Annotated in this window: 24 protein-coding genes and 1 tRNA gene; 5 read left to right on the top strand and 20 right to left on the bottom strand. The window is 37.1% G+C overall.

Translation table 11 applies throughout. The features are described 5' to 3' along the window. Positions 1-16: 16 nt before the first annotated feature. Positions 17-763 carry an alpha/beta hydrolase gene (locus D8M05_RS02370; protein ID WP_121128277.1) on the bottom strand — a complete coding sequence of 249 codons (747 nt, stop codon included), beginning with the start codon at positions 761-763 and terminating at the stop codon, positions 17-19. 127 nt (positions 764-890) lie between these two features. Further along, a complete protein-coding gene (gene secG / locus D8M05_RS02365) occupies positions 891-1,121 on the bottom strand; it encodes a preprotein translocase subunit SecG (protein ID WP_121128274.1) in 231 nt (76 codons plus the stop codon). 267 nt (positions 1,122-1,388) lie between these two features. On the opposite strand from secG, the gene ptsP reads away from it, so the two are divergent. Beyond that, complete coding sequence (gene ptsP, locus D8M05_RS02360; RefSeq protein WP_121128272.1) at positions 1,389-3,101, top strand: phosphoenolpyruvate--protein phosphotransferase; 1,713 nt, start codon at positions 1,389-1,391, stop codon at positions 3,099-3,101. Positions 3,102-3,223: 122 nt separating this feature from the next. Here the strand turns inward: ptsP and D8M05_RS02355 are convergent, their stop codons facing one another. The 12 genes from D8M05_RS02355 to rpoN all read right to left on the bottom strand — a co-directional run bounded on the left by D8M05_RS02355 (position 3,224) and on the right by rpoN (position 16,202). Further along, a complete protein-coding gene (locus D8M05_RS02355) occupies positions 3,224-3,835 on the bottom strand; it encodes a nitroreductase family protein (protein ID WP_121128270.1) in 612 nt (203 codons plus the stop codon). Then, on the bottom strand, positions 3,811-4,317 hold the full coding sequence (locus D8M05_RS02350) for a DUF1648 domain-containing protein (RefSeq protein ID WP_121128383.1): 507 nt from the start codon (positions 4,315-4,317) through the stop codon (positions 3,811-3,813). Before D8M05_RS02350 ends, D8M05_RS02355 begins: the two co-directional genes overlap by 25 nt. A 63-nt stretch (positions 4,318-4,380) precedes the next feature. Further along, on the bottom strand, positions 4,381-5,352 hold the full coding sequence (locus tag D8M05_RS02345) for a nucleoside hydrolase (RefSeq protein ID WP_121128268.1): 972 nt from the start codon (positions 5,350-5,352) through the stop codon (positions 4,381-4,383). An 83-nt stretch (positions 5,353-5,435) separates the two neighbouring features. Next, complete coding sequence (locus D8M05_RS02340; RefSeq protein WP_121128266.1) at positions 5,436-6,407, bottom strand: nucleoside hydrolase; 972 nt, start codon at positions 6,405-6,407, stop codon at positions 5,436-5,438. Positions 6,408-7,171: 764 nt separating this feature from the next. Next, positions 7,172-8,458: a phosphopyruvate hydratase gene (gene eno, locus D8M05_RS02335; RefSeq protein ID WP_121128264.1), complete on the bottom strand. Its 1,287-nt coding sequence runs from the start codon at positions 8,456-8,458 to the stop codon at positions 7,172-7,174. Positions 8,459-8,533: 75 nt separating this feature from the next. Next, on the bottom strand, positions 8,534-10,075 hold the full coding sequence (gene gpmI / locus D8M05_RS02330) for a 2,3-bisphosphoglycerate-independent phosphoglycerate mutase (protein ID WP_121128262.1): 1,542 nt from the start codon (positions 10,073-10,075) through the stop codon (positions 8,534-8,536). Beyond that, positions 10,072-10,830: a triose-phosphate isomerase gene (tpiA, locus tag D8M05_RS02325; protein WP_121128260.1), complete on the bottom strand. Its 759-nt coding sequence runs from the start codon at positions 10,828-10,830 to the stop codon at positions 10,072-10,074. Before tpiA ends, gpmI begins: the two co-directional genes overlap by 4 nt. Before the next feature lie 16 nt (positions 10,831-10,846). Further along, positions 10,847-12,028, bottom strand: a complete 1,182-nt coding sequence (locus D8M05_RS02320; RefSeq protein WP_121128381.1) for a phosphoglycerate kinase — start codon at positions 12,026-12,028, stop codon at positions 10,847-10,849. A 209-nt stretch (positions 12,029-12,237) separates the two neighbouring features. Beyond that, positions 12,238-13,245, bottom strand: coding sequence for a type I glyceraldehyde-3-phosphate dehydrogenase (gene gap, locus D8M05_RS02315; protein ID WP_121128258.1), 1,008 nt, complete (start codon positions 13,243-13,245; stop codon positions 12,238-12,240). Positions 13,246-13,292: 47 nt separating this feature from the next. Next, positions 13,293-14,312 (bottom strand): sugar-binding transcriptional regulator, encoded by a 1,020-nt coding sequence (locus D8M05_RS02310; RefSeq protein ID WP_281271891.1) that lies wholly within the window; start codon positions 14,310-14,312, stop codon positions 13,293-13,295. Positions 14,313-14,663: 351 nt separating this feature from the next. Beyond that, positions 14,664-14,921, bottom strand: coding sequence for a glutaredoxin family protein (locus D8M05_RS02305; protein ID WP_121128256.1), 258 nt, complete (start codon positions 14,919-14,921; stop codon positions 14,664-14,666). Next, positions 14,922-16,202 carry an RNA polymerase factor sigma-54 gene (rpoN, locus tag D8M05_RS02300; protein ID WP_121128254.1) on the bottom strand — a complete coding sequence of 427 codons (1,281 nt, stop codon included), beginning with the start codon at positions 16,200-16,202 and terminating at the stop codon, positions 14,922-14,924. A gap of 168 nt (positions 16,203-16,370) precedes the next feature. Here rpoN and D8M05_RS02295 point away from each other — a divergent pair, with 168 nt between their 5' ends. The 4 genes from D8M05_RS02295 to clpP all read left to right on the top strand — a co-directional run bounded on the left by D8M05_RS02295 (position 16,371) and on the right by clpP (position 19,126). Continuing rightward, positions 16,371-17,237, top strand: a complete 867-nt coding sequence (locus D8M05_RS02295; protein ID WP_121128252.1) for a YitT family protein — start codon at positions 16,371-16,373, stop codon at positions 17,235-17,237. Positions 17,238-17,496: 259 nt separating this feature from the next. Continuing rightward, on the top strand, positions 17,497-18,060 hold the full coding sequence (locus D8M05_RS02290; protein WP_379542971.1) for a shikimate kinase: 564 nt from the start codon (positions 17,497-17,499) through the stop codon (positions 18,058-18,060). A gap of 125 nt (positions 18,061-18,185) precedes the next feature. After that, a tRNA-Arg gene (locus tag D8M05_RS02285) sits at positions 18,186-18,261 on the top strand. Positions 18,262-18,538: 277 nt separating this feature from the next. After that, positions 18,539-19,126, top strand: coding sequence for an ATP-dependent Clp endopeptidase proteolytic subunit ClpP (gene clpP / locus D8M05_RS02280; protein ID WP_121128248.1), 588 nt, complete (start codon positions 18,539-18,541; stop codon positions 19,124-19,126). Between the two features lie 197 nt (positions 19,127-19,323). On the opposite strand, the gene D8M05_RS02275 is transcribed toward clpP, so the two are convergent. From D8M05_RS02275 to D8M05_RS02250, 6 genes are all read right to left on the bottom strand, one after another. Further along, positions 19,324-19,578 carry an HPr family phosphocarrier protein gene (locus D8M05_RS02275; RefSeq protein ID WP_121128246.1) on the bottom strand — a complete coding sequence of 85 codons (255 nt, stop codon included), beginning with the start codon at positions 19,576-19,578 and terminating at the stop codon, positions 19,324-19,326. 279 nt (positions 19,579-19,857) lie between these two features. Continuing rightward, a complete protein-coding gene (whiA, locus tag D8M05_RS02270) occupies positions 19,858-20,802 on the bottom strand; it encodes a DNA-binding protein WhiA (protein ID WP_121128244.1) in 945 nt (314 codons plus the stop codon). Positions 20,803-20,835: 33 nt separating this feature from the next. Next, on the bottom strand, positions 20,836-21,795 hold the full coding sequence (locus D8M05_RS02265; protein ID WP_121128242.1) for a gluconeogenesis factor YvcK family protein: 960 nt from the start codon (positions 21,793-21,795) through the stop codon (positions 20,836-20,838). Between the two features lie 2 nt (positions 21,796-21,797). Next, the gene (gene rapZ / locus D8M05_RS02260) at positions 21,798-22,682 is read right to left on the bottom strand and encodes an RNase adapter RapZ (protein WP_121128240.1); all 885 of its coding nucleotides are present in this window, start codon (positions 22,680-22,682) and stop codon (positions 21,798-21,800) included. 656 nt (positions 22,683-23,338) lie between these two features. Next, positions 23,339-24,292, bottom strand: coding sequence for a thioredoxin-disulfide reductase (trxB, locus tag D8M05_RS02255; protein ID WP_121128238.1), 954 nt, complete (start codon positions 24,290-24,292; stop codon positions 23,339-23,341). 203 nt (positions 24,293-24,495) lie between these two features. After that, positions 24,496-25,494: a tetratricopeptide repeat protein gene (locus D8M05_RS02250; protein ID WP_121128236.1), complete on the bottom strand. Its 999-nt coding sequence runs from the start codon at positions 25,492-25,494 to the stop codon at positions 24,496-24,498. Positions 25,495-25,743 lie beyond the last annotated feature (249 nt).

Below are 25,743 nucleotides of genomic sequence, written 5' to 3'. Positions count from 1 at the left end.
TTCCATAAGGATTTAATCAAGCTTTCCAATCGAGTTTTTCTAAAAATTGATAAATATCCTCATGGAGTTGTTCTTTCGCTTCATCTAGTGTAATCACATGACCAGCGTTCTCATACCATTTTATATCTTTTTCGTCCGATTCTACGTTTTCATAGATATAGGTTGCACTTTCAGTATTGATCATCTGATCCTTTCTAGCCTGTACGACAAATGTTGGTGTATAAATCATATCAATATGTTCTTTCACATCTGTAATCGTTTTGCCTAATCCTTTAAAAAGCTCCTCAGAATCATCCATCAATTGATTTACTTCTTTCTCAATAACAGCATCTTCTTTCCCCTCTAGCTGTTTATATTCTTTAGAAAATAATTCAAATCCTTTAGATAGTTGGGTTTCATTATCAAAGAACATTGGTGCGCACATCGGAATAACCGCTTTTACTTCTGTAGAATAAGCAAGTTTTAAACTTAGTACACCACCAAGTGATAAACCGCAAACGACAATTTCCTCATGTCCCAAGTCTTTAAGATGTCGAAGTGCTTGGCTTACATCTTCCCACCACTCGTCTGGATTAGATTTGATTAATTCCTCAGGTGGTAAACCATGCCCTCGGTATATCGGTGCATGACAGGTGTATCCTTTTTTTTCCAGGAAACGGCCGAGCATTCGAACATCTGCAGAATGTCCTGTAAATCCGTGTAATAACAGAACCGCACGTGGTCCCGCTTTAAATGTAAAAGGTTTTGGTTGAACAATTTTCATCATTAAAACTCCTAACTAAGTCTACTATACCCTTTATTATGTAATATTGTACTACATTTTGGAAAATATTAGTCTATATTTAAAAAACCCTCATCACCTATACGGTAATAAGGGTTCACTCTCACTATTATAGTAAATAACCACTGATAAATGCTAATCCAAAAAACAAAATGCCTGTAATGATTGTTCCACGATGTAAGAATAAATCCAACCCGCGTGCTTTTTGTTTTCCAAATAATTGCTCAGCACCACCTGAAACTGCTCCAGATAATCCAGCACTCTTACCAGATTGTAATACGACAAAAGCAATCATCACAATACAGTCTATAATTAATAAGGTATTTACGAGCGTCAACATGTCCCAAAGACACCTCCTGATTACGGTCAATTATCTACTTTATACTTTAGCATATCCATTTAATAGATAGCAACACTTTTTTGCGTTATGAATCATTACTAATGAATAGACTTATCTTGGGAACGCTAAAAAGAGGGTAACAGTCTTAGACAGCCTATTTTACTTAAAAAAGGAAAGACGTATTAATTGTTCTTAAGTCATTATTTGTGTTAATTTAGAGGTAGTTAGACATGTATATACAAGCATACCATGAAAGGTGAATGAATCATGACCACAATAAATGGAATAGCAGCCTCATCAGGCATTGCAATAGCAAAAGCATATCAATTAGTAACACCAGAGTTGACGTTTGAAAAAGTAAAAGCCGATAATCCTGAGGAACAAATCGGTCGTTTAGATCAAGCTTTAAAAATATCACAAAGTGAATTAGAAAAAATTAAAGCACATACAAAAGAAAATTTAGGTGAAGAGCATGCCGAAATTTTCTCAGCTCATCTGCTAATTCTTAACGACCCAGAACTAATCAATCCAATGAAAGAAAAAATAACGAATGATCACGTTATCGCTGAAACGGCATTAGAGGAAGTTTCAACAATGTATGTTGATATGTTCCAGAGCATGGACAATGAATATATGCGTGAACGCGCTGCTGATATAAAAGATGTTACAAAACGTGTAATGGCCCATTTATTAGGTGTATCGTTCCCAAATCCCGCGTTAATCGATGAAGAGGTCATTGTCATTGCAGGTGACTTGACTCCATCTGATACTGCACAATTAAACCGACAATTTGTTAAAGGGTTTGCGACAGATATTGGTGGTCGTACATCTCATTCAGCAATTATGGCAAGGTCTCTTGAAATTCCAGCAATTGTAGGTACAAAGGAAATTACAACGTCCGTAAAGCAAGGTGAAATGGTCATCATTGATGGCATCGATGGCAATGTTATCGTTAACCCTACTGAAGAAGAACAAGCTACTTACAAAGAAAAACAAGAGAAGTTTGCCAAACAGCAAGAAGAATGGGCAAAGTTAAAAGATGAACCAACTTTTTCAAAAGATGGCGAGCAAGTTGAATTAGTTGCTAATATTGGAACCCCTGAAGACGTAGAGGGTGTTTTAAGCAATGGTGGTGAAGGTGTTGGATTATACCGCACTGAATTCCTATACATGGGAAAAAGTGAATTACCATCGGAAGAAGAACAATTTGAAGCATACAAATCTGTCTTAGAAAGCATGGACGGAAAGCCTGTTGTGGTTCGTACCTTAGATGTTGGTGGGGATAAAGAATTAAGTTACCTGAACATGCCGAAAGAATTAAATCCATTCTTAGGTTTCCGCGCAATCCGTTTCTGCTTGGAAAATGAGGATGTATTCCGTCCACAGCTTCGTGCATTGTTACGAGCAAGTGTATATGGAAACTTAAAAATCATGTTCCCAATGATCGCAACACTTGAGGAGTTCCGTCAATCAAAAGCAATCTTAATGGATGAAAAAGATGCACTTAAAGCAGAAGACATTAACGTTTCCGATGATATTGAGGTCGGTATTATGGTAGAAATCCCTTCTACAGCTGTAACTGCGAAACAGTTTGCAAAAGAGGTAGATTTCTTCAGTATCGGAACCAATGATTTAATTCAATATACAATGGCAGCTGACAGAATGAATGAACAGGTCTCTTATTTATATCAACCATATCATCCAGCAATTTTAAACTTAGTAAATAACGTCATTGAAGCGGCACATAAGGAAGGAAAATGGGCTGGGATGTGTGGTGAAATGGCTGGAGATCCAATTGCCATTCCTATCTTACTCGGCCTTGGACTAGATGAATTTAGCATGAGTGCAACTTCTATTTTACCAGCACGCACGCAAATACGTAATTTATCGAAGAAAGAATTAGCTTCGTTTAAAGAGACAATCCTTTCCATGGGAACTGCGGAAGAAGTCGTTGCATTTATTAAGGAAAAAACAGAATAATTTAGTTTGGCACCCAGGCTGATTTGGTCTGGGTGCTTTTTTTGTGCAACATCGTGCGGGGAGCGTGGGATTGTTGTATCTGTTGATTCGACCTGTCATTTTCAAGACAGGCCGAATCAATATTAATCTATAATCTCAAGCTTATTTTCTATCGGCGTCCTTCCTCGATTACGAGGTACCTTCTCAGGATAACCAATCTGCAGTACTGCTGCTATTTTCTGTGTTTCACTGTCCAAACCAATGTCCTGTAAGAATGCTTTATCATGCATATATGGCGTAATCGTCCACAGCATACCAACTCCATGTTCCCAAGCTGCAAGTTGCGCATTTTGAATAAATGCACAGACAGCAGCATATTCCTCTTCATAGCGAACGGGGTCTTTTTCTATCTCAAAATAAATCAGTGCATGATGTGGAATCGTAAGTAGAAACTTTTTCATTGAATCGATCATTTTATGCGTCTTTGGTGAATCATCATTTTTTATCAGTCCGATTCGCTGATAACTTTGCATGATAGAATCAATGAATGCTTCCCTACCTTTACCTTGATACAACTTTATTTTCCAGGGTTCTTTCATGTAATGTGTTGGTGCATAGGACGCGTATGTAAAAATTTCTTTTAAAAGCTCTATATCAACCTCTTGATCTTTAAATGTATGAATGGACCTGCGTTCTTTAATTATGTCTAAAGTAGAAATAGGACTTCCCCCTATCTTAACTGAAATGATTTCCATATATAGTAACCCAAGGATCCAAAAACCACAATAAAAAAGATAGCCACATCCCAACCACCAAAAATAGACTGTTCTAACGTATTTTTTGAAACATATACGCTTTCGAAATTCAATATTACAAAGAATAGAAGCATTTCATTTTTCAAAACGTTTATCATTCTTATTGAATTCCGATATAAACGCTCTGCATTTTCTTCTGTAAGACCAATATAATTGTGCACATGTGGATACCTCTCTAAAAATGTTAGGGGTATCCAGGTGATAAGACCAATGATAGGAAGTAAGAAGAGCATTCCTTTTGAATCCCATCTCGTTACCTCACCAGCAAAATTATAATGGCCTGGAACCTCACTTGGAATGGATGACCAGGTGAATATTATGTAGAAGATACTAACAACTAACATAACAACGGAAATAATGTCAAAAACGATTTCAAATTTTGATCTTTTTAAATATAAAATAGGATTTGAAAAAGTGTTCATATTCTACACCCCTTTCAAATCCTATACGAATGACAAAGCGTTTCGGTTTCAATATATTACCTTTTATTCGAATAGTTGCCCTGACATAATCGTCATAAATTGTTTAAAAAACTTCGGGTAATCAAGTTGGAAAGCAATTCGATGGCGCTTTATTTCTGTTTCCGACTCTTCTTCTAAATTTCCAAATGCACGTATATCAGCAATGCTTTGGCCACGCTCCGTACCTGTTACAGCTTGAATAATTTGAACAGGTAAATTATAAAAGGTGAACATATCCTCACGATTTATAGCCATTATCGTTAACACATCATGCATTGGACTTCCTTGCACATTTGGGTCTCGTTCCTTGTAAAAATCATAATAGTAATCTAGCAACGTTTTTATCAGTGGGAGTCCTGTTGTACTGTCAATATAATTTACCATTTCTGGCGTAACTATTGCTCGTTCGGTTACATTCATCGGTATGATTGTTACATTGTCTGCATAGGTCAACACGATTTGAGCTGCAACTGGATCCCCGTGGAAATTTGCCTCCGACACTGCTGTGACATTACCAGGTACCCAGAATGCTCCACCCATTATATAGTATTCCTTCACTTCTCTCATCGTTTCCCCATACAGGATAAACATTGTCGCAAGTGAGGTAAGTCTACCGATATTAACAATGACCAACTCATCTTGGTACTCTTCAATTACGTCTATAATTTCAAAAAAATTTTCAAAAGTACCGTTTTCACCTGCTGTTGGTGGCGTAATCGGCCCAAGCCCAAATTCTCCATGTATTTCTGGAACAAACTCAGGAAGTTCTGCAGTCATCGGTATCTCAGCACCTGCGTATATTCTTGTAGTCTCAGCCTCTTCTGATTGGAACAAGCTTCTTAGGTAAAGGATATTATCAATCGCATTTTCTCTTGGTATATTTCCGTAGTCTGCAACAATGCCAACAAGATCAATATCATTATTTAAATAAGAATAGATAATCGCTATCACATCATCTATACCTACATCAGCAAAGAGTAAAACTTTTTGTGCCAAAATGCTTCCTCTCCTGTGTGTAAAGATTAATTACTGATTTAGTATATTAATTAGGAGAGTTGTCCTGTGTTCGTAATGTGAAATTAACCGAATCGTTCTCCAGTCATCACTGTCATAAAGTTTATAAAAAACGTTGGATAATCCAATTCAAATGCTATACGATGTGTACGCGTATCTTTTTCTGTTTCCAATGAGAAATCACCAAAATCTCTTATATCCGCAATACTTTGTCCACGCTCTGTACCTGTTGTTGCCTGTACGATATGGACAGGTAAATATCTAAAAGTAAACATGTCTTCATTGACGGTAGCCATAAGCGTTAAAACATCATGTAGCGGGCTCCCTTGAACACTGGGGTCTCTTTCTTTGTAGAAATTATAATAGTAATCTAGGAGGGTTTTTATTAACGGTATTTGCCCAACTTGGTCAATGTAATTAACCATTTCTGGTGTGGCAATGGCTTGCTGCGTGACATTTAGAGGGATAACTGTTACATTATTCGCATAGGTAAGTACAATTTGAGCTGCAACTGGATCCCCGTGGATATTAGCCTCCGAAACTGCAGTGATATTTCCCGGAACCCAAAATGCACCACCCATAATGTAGTATCCTTTGACCCCCTTCATTAAATCTTGATATAGAAGGAACAATGTTGCTAAAGAAGTTAACCTGCCAATATTAACAATAAGTAAATCTTCAATATTATTCTGGATAATCTCAACTACATCAACAAAATTTTCATTTATAACACCCTCACCGTCAGCTTCAGGAATGATTGGGCCAAGTCCATATTCTCCATGTATTTCTGTTACATATGTAGGAATTTCTGCAGTCATAGGAATTTCTGCACCTGCAATAATTTTAATTCCCTCTGTTTCCGAAGTATCAAATATTTGCCGAACGTAATTTATATTTCGGATGGCATTTTCCCTCGAGATGTTCCCGTAATCTGCAACCACTCCAACAACTTCAATATCCTGAGCTAGATAAGCATAAATAAGGGCAATTGTATCATCAATTCCAATATCTCCAAATAACAACACTTTTTGTGGCACATGAACCCCTCCATTTTATGGTGACCTATCAATAGGATATTCCGCTTGGAGGTTGTCCTATTCGTTTGGAGTTGGAAAGTTTTTTAGTGCTATGAATTTTGCTTTCTTTGGGCGATGAATGACCTTCTCATCGACGTTTACTGTCAATTTGATCGTGCTTCGGGCGATGAGTTACCTTGTCATCGACGTTTACTGTCAATTTGATCGTGCTTCGGGCGATGAATGGCCTTGTCATCGACGTTTACTGTCAATTTAATCGTGCTTCGGGCGATGAGTTACCTTGTCATCGACGTTTACTGTCAATTTAATCGTGCTTCGGGCGATGAATGACCTTGTCATCGACGTTTACTGTCAATTTGATCGTGCTTCGGGCGATGAGTTACCTTGTCATCGACGTTTACTGTCAATTTGATCGTGCTTCGGGCGATGAGTTACCTTGTCATCGACGTTTACTGTCAATTTGACCGTGCTTCGGGCGATGAGTTACCTTGTCATCGACGTTTACTGTCAATTTGACCGTGCTTCGGGCGATGAATGACCTTGTCATCAACGTTTACTGTCAATTTGATCGTGCTTCGGGCGATGAGTTACCTTGTCATCGACGTTTACTGTCAATTTGATCGTGCTTCGGGCGATGAGTTACCTTGTCATCGACGTTTACTGTTAATTTGATGATTCCTTCACGGGTTATCGTTTATACACAACACAAATGGCACGAATGAAAAAAGGCTGCGAATTCCCCGCAGCCTTTTTCTCATGCTTCATTATTTCTTCAAATTATAAAACGAATCTAATCCACCATATACGCCCATGCCAGCTAGTTCGTCTTCAATACGTAATAATTGATTGTATTTAGCTACACGGTCTGTACGTGATGGTGCACCAGTCTTGATTTGACCAGCGTTTGTTGCAACTGCAATATCAGCAATTGTTGCGTCTTCTGTTTCACCAGAACGGTGAGAAATAACAGCAGTGTATCCAGCGCGTTTTGCCATTTCAATTGCTTCAAATGTTTCTGTAAGTGTACCAATTTGATTCACTTTAATTAGAATAGAGTTACCTACACCTTGCTCAATACCTTGCGCAAGTTTCTTCGTGTTTGTAACGAATAGGTCATCCCCAACAAGTTGTACTTTATCTCCTAGGCGATCAGTCAATAGTTTGTGACCTTCCCAGTCATTTTCATCTAAGCCATCTTCAATAGAGATGATTGGATATTTGTTAACCATTTCTTCGTACCAATCAACCATTTCTGCAGAAGTACGTACAACGCCTTCTCCTTTAAGGTTGTATTTTCCATCTTCGTAAATTTCAGATGAAGCAACGTCCATTGCAAGTTTCACTTCTTCACCTGGTTTGTAACCAGCAGCTTCAATTGCTTCTACAATTGTTTGAAGGGCTTCTTCGTTTGAACCAAGGTTTGGAGCGAATCCACCTTCATCACCTACTGCAGTGTTGTAACCTTTTGCACTAAGCACTTTTTTCAATGAATGGAAAATCTCTGCACCCATACGTAGTGCTTCTTTAAATGATTCCGCACCAACTGGCATTACCATGAATTCTTGAATATCAACGTTGTTATCTGCATGCTCCCCACCGTTAACAATGTTCATCATTGGTGTTGGAAGAGTTTTTGCATTAAATCCGCCTAAGTAGTTATACAATGGAACATCAAGCAAGTTTGCTGCAGCATGTGCTACTGCCATGGATACACCAAGAATTGCGTTTGCTCCTAATTTTCCTTTGTTTTCTGTACCATCAAGCTCGATCATAAGTGAATCAATGATGTTTTGACGTGTAACGTCCATGCCCAATAGTTCTGGAGCAATCACTTCGTTCACGTTTTTAACTGCTTGTAATACACCTTTACCTAAGTAACGGTCTTTATCTCCGTCACGTAGTTCTACTGCTTCATATTCACCTGTTGAAGCACCACTTGGTACTAATGCTCTACCAAATGCACCTGATTCTGTATAAACTTCTACCTCAACTGTTGGGTTACCGCGTGAATCTAGTACTTCGCGTGCGTATACGTCTGTAATGTATGGCATGTTAATAATCTCTCCTTTTAATTATAATTTGATTTATTTATTGTAATTTAATTTACTTTTTATAATTTGATTTATTTATTTTTTAAGTAATGATGTTCCTGTCATTTCTTTTGGTTTATCAACGTTTAGTAAATCAAGTAATGTTGGTGCTAAGTCGGCCAAGATACCACCGTCTCGTAATTCTCCGTCTTGTTTCGTAACGATAACCGGAACTGGGTTTGTTGTGTGTGCGGTCATTGGACTTCCTTCCATCGTAACTACTTCATCAGAGTTACCATGGTCAGCAGTAATGATCGCATTCCCACCAAGTTCAAGAATTTTATCTACTACTTTACCTAAACATTCATCCACTGCTTCTATCGCTTTTACAGTCGGTTCTAGCATTCCGGAATGCCCAACCATATCTGGATTAGCGAAATTAAGAATAATTGCATTTGGTCTGTCTTCAGAGTCAAGTTCCTCAAGCAACGCGTCCGTCACTTCATAAGCACTCATCTCTGGTTTCAAATCATATGTTGCAACTTTAGGTGAATCAATTAAAATTCGTTTTTCACCTGGAAATTCCTGTTCACGCCCACCACTCATGAAAAATGTCACATGTGGATATTTTTCTGTTTCAGCAATGCGTAGTTGTTTCAAATTGTTTTGAGCTAATACTTCACCAATTGTATTATCAAGGTTTGTTGGTTCATATGCAACAAATCCATCAACAGATTCACTAAATTCCGTTAACATAACGAAATCTAGATTTTGTGGTACACCTTCACCACGGTCAAAGTCTCGGAAATCTTCATTCGCGAATGTACGAGATATTTGAATTGCGCGGTCTGGACGGAAATTGTAGAAAATAATGGAATCATTATCTTGTACTTTTCCGACTGCTTCTCCATTTTCATCGGTAATAACAGACGGAATAACGAATTCATCATAAATACCATTTTCATATGAATCCTTTACAACATCCATTGCTGTTCCATATGAAGGTCCTTCACCATAAACCATGGCATCGTATGCTTTTTTCACACGATCCCAACGTTTATCACGGTCCATAGAGTAGTAGCGACCTGAAATCGTTGCGAATTGTCCAACACCTAATTCTTTCATTTTTTCTTCCGTACGTATAATGTAACTTTCAGCTGTTTGTGGTCCAACATCACGACCATCTAGAAATGCATGTACATACACTTTTTCGAGTCCATTATCACTCGCAAGCTTCAATAATGCAAATAAATGCTCAATGTGACTATGAACCCCACCATCAGATAATAGCCCGAAAAGGTGTAATGCACGATTGTTAGCTTTTGCATTTTCAATTGATTTTACAAATGCTTGATTTTGGTAAAAATCTCCTTCTTTAATAGACAAATTCACACGTGTTAAGCTTTGGTATACAACACGACCAGCACCAATGTTCAAGTGTCCTACCTCAGAATTACCCATTTGTCCTTCAGGAAGGCCAACTGCCACACCACTTGCAGTCAATTGGTTATGAGAAAACTTTTCCCAATAACGATTGAAATTCGGCATTTTAGCTTGTTTTACTGCATTACCAAAATTCTCATCTCGAATCCCTAATCCATCGAGAATGATTAAAGCAGCTAAATTATTGTCACTCATTTGCTACCAGCCTCCACAAGCTGTAGAAAGGATTCTGCTTCTAGACTTGCGCCACCAACTAATGCACCATCAATATCAGATTGAGCTAATAGTTCATCGATATTCGCTGGTTTTACGCTACCACCATATTGAATAATAACTTTTTCTGCAATATCTTCAGATGTAATCTCTTTTACAACGTTACGAATATGTGTACATACTTCATTTGCTTGTTCACTTGTAGCTGTTTTACCTGTACCAATAGCCCAAATTGGTTCATAAGCAATGATTGTTTTTGCAACTTGCTCAGCTGACAAACCTTCAAGTCCCTTTTTCACCTGTGTTTCAACAAGACTCATCGTCTCATTTGCTTCACGTTGTTCTAATGTTTCACCAACACAAACGATTGGTGTTAAGTCATGATTAAAAGCTGCATGTGCTTTTTTATTTACTGTTTCATCTGTTTCTGCAAAAAGTTCACGGCGTTCAGAGTGGCCAAGAACAACATGCGTTACACCTAAATCTTTTAACATTACTGGACTAACTTCACCAGTAAATGCTCCATTATCTTCAAAGTGCATGTTTTGTGCTGCTACTTTTACATTTGAACTTGCTGTTTTTTCTACAAGGGAAGGTAAAAATAGAAAAGGTGCACAAACAATTGCTTCTACATTATCACTATTTGGTACTTTACCATTCACTTCATCAACAAAGCTATTTGCTTCTGATAGTACCTTGTTCATTTTCCAGTTACCTGCAATCACTTTTTTACGCATTATCTCACCTCAGGATTTATTTATCGTCTAAAGCTGCTACTCCAGGAAGAACTTTTCCTTCCATAAATTCCAATGATGCTCCTCCACCAGTAGAAACGTGATCCATCTTCTCAGCTAAATTAAATTTCTCAACTGCAGCTGCAGAATCACCACCACCAATTATGCTATAGCCATCTGTTGTTGCTAAGCTTTCCGCAACAGCCTTCGTTCCACCAGAAAAAGCTTCCAGTTCGAAGACACCCATTGGTCCGTTCCACAGAATCAGTTTTGATTCAGAAACAATTTTGCTGTATTTTTCACGTGTTTTCGGTCCAATATCCAATGCTTCCCAATCTGCAGGAATTTCTTCAATAGGTACTTCTTTTTTGTTTGCTGTTTCTGAAAAGTCATCAGCTACAATTACGTCAACAGGTAGAACAAAGTTTACACCTTTTTCTTCTGCTTTTTTCATGAATTCTTTTGCTAAATCAAGTTTATCTTCTTCTAATAATGATTTTCCGATTTCATGCCCTTGCGCTTTCACGAACGTATATGCTAGTCCACCACCGATAATTAAGTTATCCACTTTTTCTAAAAGGTTATCGATGACATTAATCTTATCTTTTACTTTCGCTCCACCAATGATAGCGGTGAAAGGACGTTCTGGGTTTTCTAGCGCTTTCCCTAATACTTCGATTTCCTTTTCCATTAAGAAACCAGCAGCAGAAGGTAATTTTTCAGCGATACCAGCAGTTGTTGCATGTGCACGATGTGCGGCACCAAAGGCATCATTGACGTACACATCTGCCATTTTCGCAAATTCCCCAGCTAATGCTGGATCGTTCTTCTCTTCTCCAGCTTCAAAGCGTACATTTTCTATTAATAGGAGATCGCCATCATTAAGCTTAGCTATCGCTCCATTTACTTCATCACCATAAACAGCATCTGTTTTGACAACATCTTTTCCAATTAAATTGCTCAAACGTTTTGCAACTGGGTCGAGGCGTAATTCTTCTACTACCTGACCTTTTGGACGGCCAAGGTGACTTGAAAGGATAACTTTTGCACCTTGTTCTGCCAAATACTTAATTGTAGGTAATGCTGCTTTAATTCTTGTGTCATCTGTTACTTCTCCGTCTTTCATTGGAACATTAAAGTCGACACGGCAAAAAACTTTTTTTCCTTTTACATCAAGGTCTTTAAGTGTTTTTTTATTCATTTTGACAGCCTCCCAAAATTTCTTATGTAATCCTGTTGTTCCATTAGGTTTTCCAACAAATGGTCCATTATCCATTATATAACAAACACACCGATAAAACTTTTCTTTTACAATAAAATAATGTTAGAAAACTTAGGCAGGTAAGAAAGTTTTATGCTTTCTTACCTGTAAAAAGGGAGAGGAGCATACTCCTCTCCCCTTACCTATTCTTATAATCCTTGTTTAGCCATGAATGCTGCTAAGTCTACACAACGAGATGAGTAACCCATTTCGTTATCGTACCAAGAAACAACTTTAACCATGTTATCTTCCATTACCATTGTAGATAAACCATCAACGATAGAAGAATGTGGGTTTCCAATGATATCACTAGAAACTAATGGTTCTTCACTGTACTCTAGTACACCTTTAAGAGGTCCTTGGGCAGCTTCTCTAAATGCGTTATTGATATCTTCAACAGTTGCAGTCTTATCAAGTTCAGCAACTAAGTCAGTAAGTGAACCATCTGGAGTTGGTACACGTACAGCCATACCGTTTAATTTACCTTTTAATTCTGGTAACACAAGAGAAACCGCTTTTGCAGCACCAGTAGTTGTAGGAATAATGTTCTCAGCAGCTGCACGAGCACGACGGTAATCTTTGTGTGGCAAGTCAAGAATTTGTTGGTCATTAGTATAAGAGTGGATTGTAGTCATTAGTCCACGTTTAATACCAAATGTATCGTTAAGTACTTTAGCAAATGGTGCTAAACAGTTTGTTGTACAAGATGCGTTTGATACAATATGATGGTTATTTGGATCATATTTATCATGGTTAACACCCATAACAATTGTTAAATCTTCGTTTGATGCAGGTGCAGAAATAATTACTTTTTTCGCTCCAGCTTCAATATGTTTTTTCGCATCTTCTGCATTTGTAAAGCGACCAGTAGATTCAATTACGATATCTACGCCAAGGTCTCCCCAACCTAATTGTGCTGGGTCACGTTCTGAAAGTACTTGGAATTCTTTTCCGCCTACTGCAATGTTTGAACCATTTACTGTTACTTCTTCTTCTAATTTCCCATGAACAGAATCATATTTTAAAAGATGTGCTAACATCTTAGCGTCTGTTAAATCATTTACTGCTACGATTTCTACTTCGTCATTTTTTAATGCTTGACGAAATACATTACGTCCAATTCTACCAAAACCATTAATTCCAACTTTAACTGTCATTCTAAATTCCTCCTAAGAGTTGTTATAGTTATATATATTTAAAGAGGTTATCCTCTTAAAATCTGTTCTGCAGCTGCTTCATCGGTAATAAGCAAATCACCCTTACCTTGTTTAAAGTAAGATAAAATTGCATTTGCTTTTGACTTCCCGCCTGCAACAGCAATAACATGTTCAATCGATGTGAGGTCTTCCAGTTGAATACCTACTGTTCGTACCTTATGAACGACGTTTCCTTCTTGGTCAAAATAATAGCCAAAGGCCTCACTAGCGGCATGGTTCGCTCTCAACTTCTCAAAGATTTCACTTGAAGTCTTTCTTCGTGTTGCCATTGTCGCAGCATCGCCAATACCATGAATAACGATATTAGAAGCTTTTATTTGCTCAAGTACTTCCTTAATAGAAGGCTCATTCGTCAATGTTTGATATGCCGACTCGCTCAACGGATCAGGGACATGTAGAAGACGGTAGTCACCCTTAGCTTTCTTTGCCATTTCAGCAACAATACCACTTGCTTGGTTCTCTACCTTTTCTCCGATACCACCACGTGCCGGTACAAACAATACATCTGCATCATTACTTAAGGGTGCCATCACATCTGCAACAGCTGCCATCGTTGTTCCACCTGTCACAGCGATTGTTGATGGGTTCTTGATGATATTTTTTAAGTATTTCACACATAATTTACCCATTTCTTGCTTTACCCATTCAAATTCATCACTGTTTCCTGGAACAATAAAAACGTTAGCTATGTTTAACTTTTCCCTAATTTGCTTTTCTAAAACAGTTACTCCCATCATTTCCCGCATAAAGCCAGCCAACTGGTCAACAACTACTTTTCCCTCTTTTGATAGATACATACCTTTTGAAGTAACATCGACAAGCCCTTGATTATGTAATAGGTCGATCTCACTTCTAATGGTTCGTTCAGTCAAGTTGGTCTTTTCAGACAAAGCTCTTCTTCCAATCGGTTCAAGGTTCCCGACACTTTGTAATATCGAATACCTTTGCTTCATGACTTCTAAAAGGTCTGGTACTAACTTTTTCTGCAAATTAGCGAACGTTATCAATGTAAATGCTCCTTATCCGCCTGGTCAAAATTCATCCCGTTAGGTTAATTTACGTCCCGGACAATTTAAATTATAACATAGTAAAAGAAATAAACAACTATTTTAATGTAAAGAATTTTTTAAGATGGAAGAAGAAATTGGACGAGCCCTAATAACTTCCCACGCAAATTCGGTTCTTATACATATTAGGTACGCAATATGTATAACTGAGGCCTTATTTAATTCGGAATTTCCCTAAATACGTCGTTCCGTGAATGACTACATAAATCAATCATAAGTGTGAGCGAAAGATTAATTGATTGAATTCAAATAATCCTAAATTAATATCAATAACAAAAAAGAAGATCAGTTTTACCCAATCTCCTTCCTGCTCTCTTCTATTAAAAATTGCTTGAGTGAATCATAATTTATTTCTTCACAATTTAGCTGTTTCCCATTTATTTCGACTACTGGTATCGACAATTGATATTCTTCTAACCATTCGTCCTTCGTATAAATATCTCGAACCTCTAGTTCATAAGGATATTCGTGGCGGAAGATGGATAACAATGCTTCTGCATCCACACAAATAGAACAATTTTCTTTCGTATAAAAAACTATATGTAACATTTACTTTCTCCTTTTGACAGATGAAGAGATTTTCAATTGCTCCCGGTACTTCATAACGGTTCTTCTAGCAATTTTAATTCCATACTCTTCATCTAATTTATTTTTTATCATTTGATCAGAAAGCGGTTTCTTTTTATCTTCTTGTTGAATGATTGAAACAATAAAGTGCTTGATTGCTGAAGCAGCAGTGTGCCTTCCATTCTCTTGCCTGATACCCGATTGAAAGAAGAACTTCAACGGCAGAACACCTTGTTTCGTTTGCACATATTTTTGGTTGATCGCTCTACTCACCGTTGATAAGTGAATATCTAAATCTTCCGCTACCTCCCTTAATGTTAAAGGCTTCAGCATAACCATTCCCTCTTCAAAAAAATAATACTGCTTTTCTACAATTATTTGAATAATACTTTCAAGTGTATTCGTTCGGTACAAAATTGCTTTGTTTATGTTTTCAATCTGTTTATATTTTTCCTTTAAATAATTCGTCGCATCACGACCTAAGTCCTTTATATCTCGATAGGTAGAAGTAACCTTAATAACTGGTGTAGCCCATTTGAAAAACTTTATTTTCCAAACGCCATCTTCTCTATAAATAGATGCCTCAGGAATAATATATTCAGGAGCTTCTGAATCCAAGAGTTGCCCTGGCTTCGGATGACATAATTTTATCATATTGATAAGATCCAATACACGCTCTTCTGACGTATCATATTGTAAAGTAATTGCTTCTATATCTTCTGTAGCAACCCATTCTAAATGCTCGTCCAATAAATTCCTGACAAAAGGGGCTTCCACTTGCATCTGTTTTAATTGTATTGTAATACATTCTGATAGGGAACGCGCGCCAATTCCAGCTGGTTCGAGGGCTTGAATATATTCGATTGCCTGCTCAACAAGCTCGACGGATACCGAACAATGCTCAGCCCACAACGTTAAATCTAAATCAAGATAACCATCACTATCAAGTGAATCAATTCCATATTCAACGACTGGCTTCAGCTTTTTTGGAATAGACAAGCCAACAAGTTGGTCTTTCAACCGCTCATACATGCTTTTTTCCGCAGCATTAATTTCTCCAATTGCCACTTGATTCGCACTTGTTCGATATCGTTCAAATGCATCATCATAATTCACTTCTTCAATTAGCGGATTTTCCTTCGATAACTGGTCAACATAATCCTTTAACTCAAGACTAGAAAACTGCAAGATATTGATAGATTGTATGAGAGATTGATTCATTTTCCACTGTAATGTTTGTTGTTGAATAAGTCTTGGTTTCATGATTAAACCCTCCGCCGAAAAGAATCCTATATATACATATTGCCATTATTCGTGAGGAATGTCACTGCTTAGACGTTTATATTTGACAGTTTTGTAAAAAGATATATAAGATTTATTTTGTGGTTTTCATAAAGGTTAAGGAAAAAAATAGAGGGAAGGTATTTAAAAATGGCTACTAGCGTACATAAAGAAACAACAGGACATCTAATTAGGCGTTATATTATGCTATTTATCGGTGCTTCGATCGCTGCAGTTGCACTGGAATTATTCCTAGTTCCGAATAATATTATTGATGGTGGCGTCATTGGTGTATCTTTATTAGTTAACAACCTTACAGGAATAAACTTCGGGATATTGGTTCTCATTATTAATATTCCATTTCTCATTGCTGGATTGAAGAGAATTGGAAAGGATTTCTTATTCTCCTCTTTATTCAGTATTATTGTTTTATCCGTCATGGAAGGATTCTTGCATCGCTTTACCCTAATTACGGATGAACCACTTCTTGCAACCGTATTTGGTGGACTTATACTAGGTGCTGGTGTAGGAATTGTCATCCGAAATGCTGGTGCATTAGATGGTACAGAAATCCTAGGAATACTAGTAACAAAGAAACTCCCATTTTCTGTCGGTGAGTTTGTTATGTTTATTAATGTCTTTATCTTTGCATGGGCAGGATTCGTACTCGGATGGGAACAAGCAATGCTTTCTATTCTTACTTACTATATTGCCTCTAAAACGATTGATGCAGTTGGACAGGGAATACTAAATGAAACAAAAGCTGCAATTATTGTATCCAAAGATTCTGATGATATTGCTGATGAAATTGGTAATGCGCTCCATCGTGGTGTTACGATCTTCTACGGGAAAAATAACCATAAAGAAACAGATACAGAAGTACTCTATGTCGTTATCACAAGGTTGGAAGTCGCGAAACTAAAAGCAATTGTACATGATATTGATCCAACCGCATTTACAACGATCATGGATGCGCAAGAAGTACATGGTGGAAGATTTAAAACTTCTGGTCATTAGTCATTAAAGAACAAACGTGCAAGCGCCCATATGAACTGCATCCCACGAATGTAGGGAAGTTTGTTGCTAGTCTCTGGGGGCGCTGAAGCTGGACGCAGTAAAAGAAGAAGGCCGCATTCCTGCTGCCTTCTTCTTTTCACCTATAATCCATTCAAAAAAATGGAGTTAGAAAGTTGTTTATTTACCTACTAAATCCATTTTTTACAAAAAAGGAAATATCTATTATACTAAATTCTATAATATTAGTAGAAAGAGGCATATGATGGGAATGAATGATCTTGCTTTAAGAGAAATGAATATCGTTCTAATCGGCTTTATGGGAGTAGGGAAAACAACAATCGGTAAAGCCGTTGCCAAAAAGTTATATCGTGACTTTCTAGATATAGACGAGGAAATTGAAAAAGAATTTCAAATGCCAACAACAAAGATCTTTCAAGAAATTGGTGAAAAGCAATTCCGCAAAAAAGAAAAAGAGACAATAATAAACCTTTGTACAAATCAACGGTTAAAAGTAATTTCCTTAGGTGGTGGAGCATTTTTACAAGAAGAAATAAGAAATCTCTGTCTATCAAACTGTATTGTTTTTTTTCTTGATTTATCTTGGGAATCATGGAAGGATCGGGTAAGTATGATTATCGATAGTCGACCAGTTCTCCAAGGGAAAAATAGCGAAGAAATGAAGGATTTATTTGACGAAAGGCAACCAATATATGAGGACCACCATTCCAAAGTATTAACAGATAATCTCGATGTGGATGAAGTAGCAAGCTTCATTGTTGACTCTTTGAAGACAGCATGGGATATTTATGAGCCAAATCATTAGAACAAAGAAGAAGTGAAGTAGAACATGAAACCACATTCTATTCTACTTCTTTCTCTTCGAAATTAATACTTGAACGAGATAAAAATAAGAGGTATAATAGAATACGTGTCAAATTCATGCTATATGCGCCCATAGCTCAGCTGGATAGAGCACTGGTTTCCGGTACCAGGTTTGCCGGGGGTTCAAATCCCTCTGGGCGCGTAATATACTTAAACTCTACAGGGTTCCATGTAATCATGGACTCTGTTTTTTTATCTAAACCGTTTTAAAGGGGGCTTGGTTTTTCCAGATTAACTCGGCTCTCATTTTCGAGAAAATTGATCCATCCCGCTGTTTTAAAAAGCAAAATAATGGGTATGATGGAAAATATATCTATTTGTACTTTGTCGAACGTTTTTGTTTGACCTTAATTGACCATTAAGTTATGATAAAAATAGCACCAATAAATGGATATTGTTACGAATAAGGAGGATTTTTAATGAATTTAGTACCTACAGTTATTGAACAAACTAATCGCGGGGAACGTGCATATGATATTTACTCACGTTTATTAAAAGACCGTATCATCTTATTAGGTAGTGCAATTGATGATAATGTAGCAAATTCAATTGTTGCACAGTTGCTTTTCCTAGAAGCCGAAGACCCAGATAAAGATATCTCACTGTACATCAATTCCCCAGGCGGATCTATTACTGCTGGGATGGCAATTTATGACACAATGAACTTTATTAAATCAGATGTATCTACTATCTGTATTGGTATGGCTGCATCAATGGGTGCATTCTTACTAACTGCTGGACAAAAAGGAAAACGTTATGCACTTCCAAACAGTGAAATCATGATTCACCAACCATTAGGTGGAGCACAAGGTCAAGCAACAGACATTGAGATTCATGCAAAACGTATCATTGAAATTAAAAAACGCATGAATGAAATCATGGCAGAGAAAACTGGCCAACCATTAGAAGTAATTGAACGTGACACAGAGCGTGATAACTTCATGACTGCTCAGGCTTCTGTTGAATATGGTCTCATTGATAAAATTTTAGAACGCAAACCGGAATAAAATACAGTAAAAATCCCTTTCATTATTATTGTAATGAAAGGGATTTTTTTAATCCAACTTCAGTGTCCACCGTCGGCATACCTTATTAAGGGGCATGCTTCCTTTATTTCCTACGTATGAATGTTCAGTTAAAATCAAACCGTCAATACAGTACGTGCGTGCAGTTCGTATGTCGTTAAGCTGGTGCTTGCGCTTTTTTATTGATTTGAAACAAATGAACATAAATCATTCAATGCGATGTCTTCGTCTGGACCTTCAGCAATTAACGTTATTTCTTCACCTTTGGCAATTGCTAAGCTCATTAGTCCCATTATGCTCTTTGCATTTATCTTTTTTCCATCTTTTTCAAGAAAAAGATGCGACGAATAACGATTTGCTTCTTGAACAAATTGTGCTGCTGGTCGCGCTTGTAAACCAGCATCTAATTCCACCCTTACTAACCTCTCAACCAATCTCCTCATCCCCCCAAATAGTAAACGCTATCATATAATAGCAAACTTTATACTGTTAAAATAATTATTCACGTTATCTAAATTCAATTTCCAAATAGAATAAGATCGCCAAATGGAAAATTGCTTAAATATATTTTCAGAAAATCTTTTAAATTATCTGTATTATAGCATGAATTTCTCTAAAAGGAAATTTTTCTTTTTTTAATTTTAATTGGCTAGTAAGGATTATTTTCTCCCCTACTAGCCTTTTCCATATTACCGGTAGACACATTATTTTCACTAAGAAATTACGTCGCCTTGCTTAATTTTCTCGGCAAATTCATCAATCTTCTTTAAGCGATGATTGACACCAGATTTTGAAATCTTTCCACTCATCACTAGTTCACCCAACTCTTTTAAGGATACGTCCTGATGTTGCACGCGTAGTTTGGCTATTTCTTGTAGTTTTTCTGGAAGTTGATCCAGACCTACCGTTTTCTCGATTAATTTAATATTTTCAATTTGACGGAAAGCCGCACCTATCGTTTTATTTAAGTTTGCAGTTTCACAATTCACAAGTCGATTAACCGAGTTTCGCATATCACGGACAATACGAACGTCTTCAAACTTAAACAATGCATTATGAGCACCAATTATATTTAACAGCTCTGTAATTTTTTCTGCTTCTTTAATATAGACAATATATCCATTTTTCCTCTCTAATGTACGGCTCTTAAGACCATAGCTATTTAGCAGCTTGCATAAAGCTTCATTATGTTCTTCATGGTCATTAAAGATTTCTAAATGATACGAGGATGTCTCTGGGTTGTTCACGGAGCCACCTGCTAAAAAGGCCCCACGTAAGTAGGCCCTTCTACAACAAGATTTATGAAGGTATTTTTCTGAAATATTCGGAATGATAGTATATGAATCTTTCATTATTTTAAGCCCATCTAAAAAATCCCGGACCTTCTCTTTTAAGCGAACAATATATACATTATTTTTCTTCAATTTCATTTTTTTTCGTACAAGCAATTCTACTGGATGATCATACATTGTTTTAATTAGTGTATAAATCCTCCGAGCAATTGCTGCATTCTCTGTCTGTACATCAAGGGTATACTGTTGTCTCGACAGGGAAATAACCCCATTCATCCTAATAAGTGCTGCAAGTTCTGCCTGCAAGCAACAGTCATCCGCTTCAAATGTTGTTAATTCCTTCTTTATTTCTGATGCAAAGGACATGTGTATCCCCCTCCCTAAACATTAATAAATGCACTACTTTTTCAAAATGGAGTACAATAACTTTGCAATTTTATCTTTGTCATGGCGAACCGTCGTGTGGAAGTGATTTATAATATCTCCTTCGATTATCTCTATGCCCATGTTTACTAATTTTTCAATATCGTATATAACTGGTTCAGCATTTTCTTCTGCATACACCGCTCTTACAGACTTCTCGATTGGTTCATTATGTACAATGATCGCATCAAGACATCCCTCACCAATATGGTTGTTAATTGCCTGCACATGGTCAGATGCAGAAAAGCCTGTTGTTTCGCCTGCTTGTGTCATTACATTACACACATAGACAACCTTTCCTTGTGTTTTCCTTAAGGCAATATCGATTTGTGGAATAATTAAATTTGGCATAATACTTGTAAATAAACTTCCAGGTGATATAACAACTAAATCTGCCTGTTCAATTGCACGTACAGCATTTGGTAATGGTTGTATCGATTCTGGGTTTAAGAAGACACGGTCAATTCGTTTATTTACTAATGGAATATTTGATTCTCCACGGACAATGGAACCATCCTCAAACACCGCATTTAAAGACATATTTTGATTAGAGATAGGATAGATATTTCCTTTCACATTAAGTACACGAGAGATTTCCTTTATCCCATCATAAAAATCACCAGTAATAGAGGTCATAGCAGCTAATAGGAGATTCCCCATTGAATGTCCAGAAAGGCCATTACCAACAGAGAATCGATGCTGGAATAGATTAAGCAACATTGGTTCAGCGTCAGACAGAGCTGCAATCACGTTTCTTATGTCTCCAGGGGCAGGGATTGCCATTTCATTTCTAATTCGCCCAGTACTACCACCATCATCAGCCACGGTAACAAGTGCTGTTAAACTAATGGGTAGATTTTTAAGTCCTCTAAGGAGGACTGGCATCCCTGTCCCACCTCCGATAACGACAACCCGTGGCAGCTTTTCATCTGTCATAATTAATGTTCCTTCCTTTTATCAATATCTCGATGACTAACATGTGTAATATAATTTTTACCTGACAGTTCTTTTGCAATATGCTCTGCCAAAGCTACAGATCGATGCTGTCCACCCGTACACCCAATTCCAACGACAAGCTGAGACTTTCCTTCTTTTTTATACTGTGGAAGCATGAATTCTAGTAGATCTAACACTTTTGCAATAAATGCTTGTGTATCAGACCATTTAAAAACATAGGAGGATACATCTTGATTTAAACCAGTTAGGGGCTGTAAGTTTGGGACATAATGAGGGTTCGGTAAAAACCTGACATCAAAAACTGTGTCTGCATCAATTGGTATGCCATATTTAAATCCAAAAGAAACCATATGAACGGAAAAAATTTCTTGTTTATCTTCTGAATAGATTTTTACAATCTTTTCACGTAGTTCCCTCGGCTTAATGTTTGTTGTATCAATTATACGCTGTGCTCTTCCTCTTAATTCATCTAAAATTTCACGCTCTTGTCTTATTCCATTAAGTGGAAGCCCACCAACTGCTAACGGGTGCGCTCTTCTAGTTTCTTTATATCTACTAACAAGTTTCTCATCTTTTGCATCAAGGAAAAGAATGTGTTCATCAAGCCAATCCTCTTTGCCTAAAGTGTCAAGCGCTTCGAATAAAGAATCAAAGAATTCTCGACCACGTAAGTCCATTACAAGTGCAACTTTTTGAATAGTGTTTGCCTGATCTTTCATCAATTCAAGGAATTTCGGTAGTAAAGTAGGAGGCAAATTGTCGACACAATAATAGCCCAAATCCTCAAAGCTTTGGACTGCGACTGTTTTCCCTGCACCAGACATTCCTGTTATAATTACTAATTTCGTTCCTGTATTACTACTCATAATATATCTCCCCTTTATAAATACAGCTAATTTAGAGGCTGATTATTCACGATTTACGCATCTTACGCTTTGTTATCTGTATACCGTCGTCTTTTTCTACACTTCTTCTTTTATTATACTATGAAGCAAGGTAAACTTCCATTAGGCAAGACTCATTTCTTTATTACCTTCTTTTGACAATGCGCCATTTGCATAATTTGCTGCTTTTTTCTACTTGCAATTAATCTAGTTTGTGACAGAAAATGTATAGACTATTGATTTCTTTAATTCAGAGTATTGTGCGAATCACGTCGTTCCGGAAAGACACTTCGCTTTGAAGACCCCGCAGTGAGCGGTCTTTGCTCGCGAGGAGGGCTGAAGCCGTGCCCGCGGAAAGCGTACTGCCCGTAGCGGAATCAACAAAGCTCTTACGCAGAAGTTTATTTCTACTATCAATTAAATCTGCGAACGTTTTTTTGGATCACAGCTTTTTATAAAACAAAAAAGGCACAGATGAAAAATCATCTGTGCAAAAAACTAATCTATTTATTAAAAGGGGGTCAATTAGTTATTTATAGTATACCTCTCGAATATTTCGAAGGTATTACAACAGCGTTAAAACTGAGTTAAAAAATTAAAAAGGGAGGTCAAAAGGTCTAATAGAATCTCCCTTTTTATTACGAATTACTGGTCTGTAACCCTTCAACCAGTTCTTCCACATATTTAATCGCTGATTCTGCTGCAATACTACCGTCACCTGTAGCAGTAACAATCTGTCTTAACTGTTTCTCACGGATATCTCCTGCTGCAAAAATACCTTTTACATTTGTTTCCATATCTTCATTTGTTGGTATATATCCTTCGTCATTAGTTATTCCAAGCGACTTAAAGGGTTCACTTAATGGCACCATACCAATATAAATAAAGGCACCATCTGCTTCGAAATCATATTCCTCTTTTGTTTTTACATTTTCTAACGTAACACTGCTTACCTTTCCTTCTGGACCATTAATTTTCTTAACAACCGTATCCCAAATAAAATCAATCTTTTCATTATCAAAAGCGCGTTGTTGAAGAATCTTTTGTGCTCGTAATTCATCTCGGCGATGAATAATAGTCACTTTATCTGCGAATCGTGTTAAATATACGCCCTCTTCAACTGCAGAGTCTCCCCCACCAACAACAACAAGTTCTTTCTTTTTGAAAAATGCACCATCACAAACCGCACAATAAGATACACCACGGCCGCCTAGCTCATCTTCCCCTTCTACACCAAGTTTCTTATACTCAGCACCAGTTGTAATAATTAACGCTCTGGCCTTATATTCTTTATTTCCAGCTTTGATTAATTTATAATCCCCATGATCTTCTACACTTTTTATATCACCATAAGCATATTCAGCACCGAAGTTTTTGGAGTGCTCGAACATTTTATTGGATAAATCTGGTCCTAATATCGAGTCAAAACCTGGATAATTTTCTACATCTTCTGTGTTTGCCATTTGCCCACCAGGGATTCCACGCTCTATCATTAACGTTGATAATTGAGCACGAGATGCGTAAACAGCTGCCGTCATTCCTGCTGGACCAGCTCCAGCAATAATTACATCATAGATCAGTTCCTCGGACATGTTATCACCCTTTACGTTCTATTCTATTAATGAAGTCACCTCTAGCTTATATAATGGAGGCTTCTTTCGTCTACTATTCTGCTCACTAATGATTTAAGATCATACATTTCCACACCATCCCGGCGATCGCCTTCGCTTACAGTAACGGAATCAGTCATGTGCTTACTCAAAATTGCTCATAATAACAACAAGAGCCATTTAATTTAAGCATTCCACGGACCAGATTCTTTCGCCAAATATGGATGTCGTTTACACCCTTCCTCCCATAGAGCAAGTGCTTTCGACGGTTCTCCTATATGGTATGCGGAAATGCTATACCAGCGAAAATAAGAAGAATGATTTTTTAATTTACCCTTTGTAAGCGACAAGAAGCGATGATAAGCTTCTTCATATTGCGCCGTCCTAGCAAATGTGACAGCTATTCGTAGCTTTTGCTGTTCATGAATCGGGTATACATTTCGTAATACCTGAATATGTTTTGTGTATGCTTCTTTATTATTTTGTTCATAATAAAACAAAGCTAAATTCGTATGACAGTACAACGAATTTGGATCTTCCTTTAACATATCAAGCTGGAAGTTTACTGCTTTTTCCTGGTTCCCTGAGAAAAATAGTGCTTGCGAATAGTCATGTTTTGCCATTGCATATTCTGGAAATATCATCATCATTTCTTCAAGGACAGGAATTGCTTCTTCCCATTCCTGCTTTTCCATATGATAAAAAGCAGTTTCCTGGTAAATAAGAAGTTCATCCTCATCATCCAATTCAAATTCATCATCTTCATCGTCATCAAATTCAATTACATGCAATAGATTCTTTGCATCCTCACTAAAGTCACCATCAGGTTCTTTCTCAAGGTATGAATTTGCATATTTTTTGGCATCATTTAATAACCCTAAATGCGCATAATTATTTGCAATAAGGTAATAACAATCAATATAATTGGTTGTGTGCAATACATCTGTTAATAATTGATTCGCAGAATGGTATGCACCAACTTCTGTATAAATAACGGATAATTGACATAGATAGAGTGGCTCCTTTGGTTTCATATCTACTGCCTTTTTCATCCACTTAATTGCAATATCGAATTTCCTGTTTTGGAAAGCTTCTACACCTTTTGTAAAGTAAAAGTCCCCATCTGGAATGAAAGGAATAATTTTACTTACTTTTTTATTTATTTTTTTCTCGACCTGTGGCATGCATATCCCCCTAATTTAAACGATCAACAATGGTATCGGGTCTGTTCATGTAATCATGGAATAATGATTCAATATCATATATTTGTATCCTCATTTAACGAGTGTCGTCTTTTTTTCATTACTATGACAAAGTTCTACATGTTTATACCGTACAAAGTATACCATAGTTGAAAAATTAATCATATAGCCATTAAACTTTTGAAACTGTTCTGTCAAACATGTAAAACACTAAAAAACAAGTTAATCGCA

This window comes from Oceanobacillus bengalensis (assembly GCF_003628445.1).
In the GTDB taxonomy this organism is placed as follows: Bacteria; Bacillota; Bacilli; order Bacillales; family Amphibacillaceae; genus Oceanobacillus; species Oceanobacillus bengalensis.
This window is presented reverse-complemented; position numbering and strand designations above follow the sequence as displayed.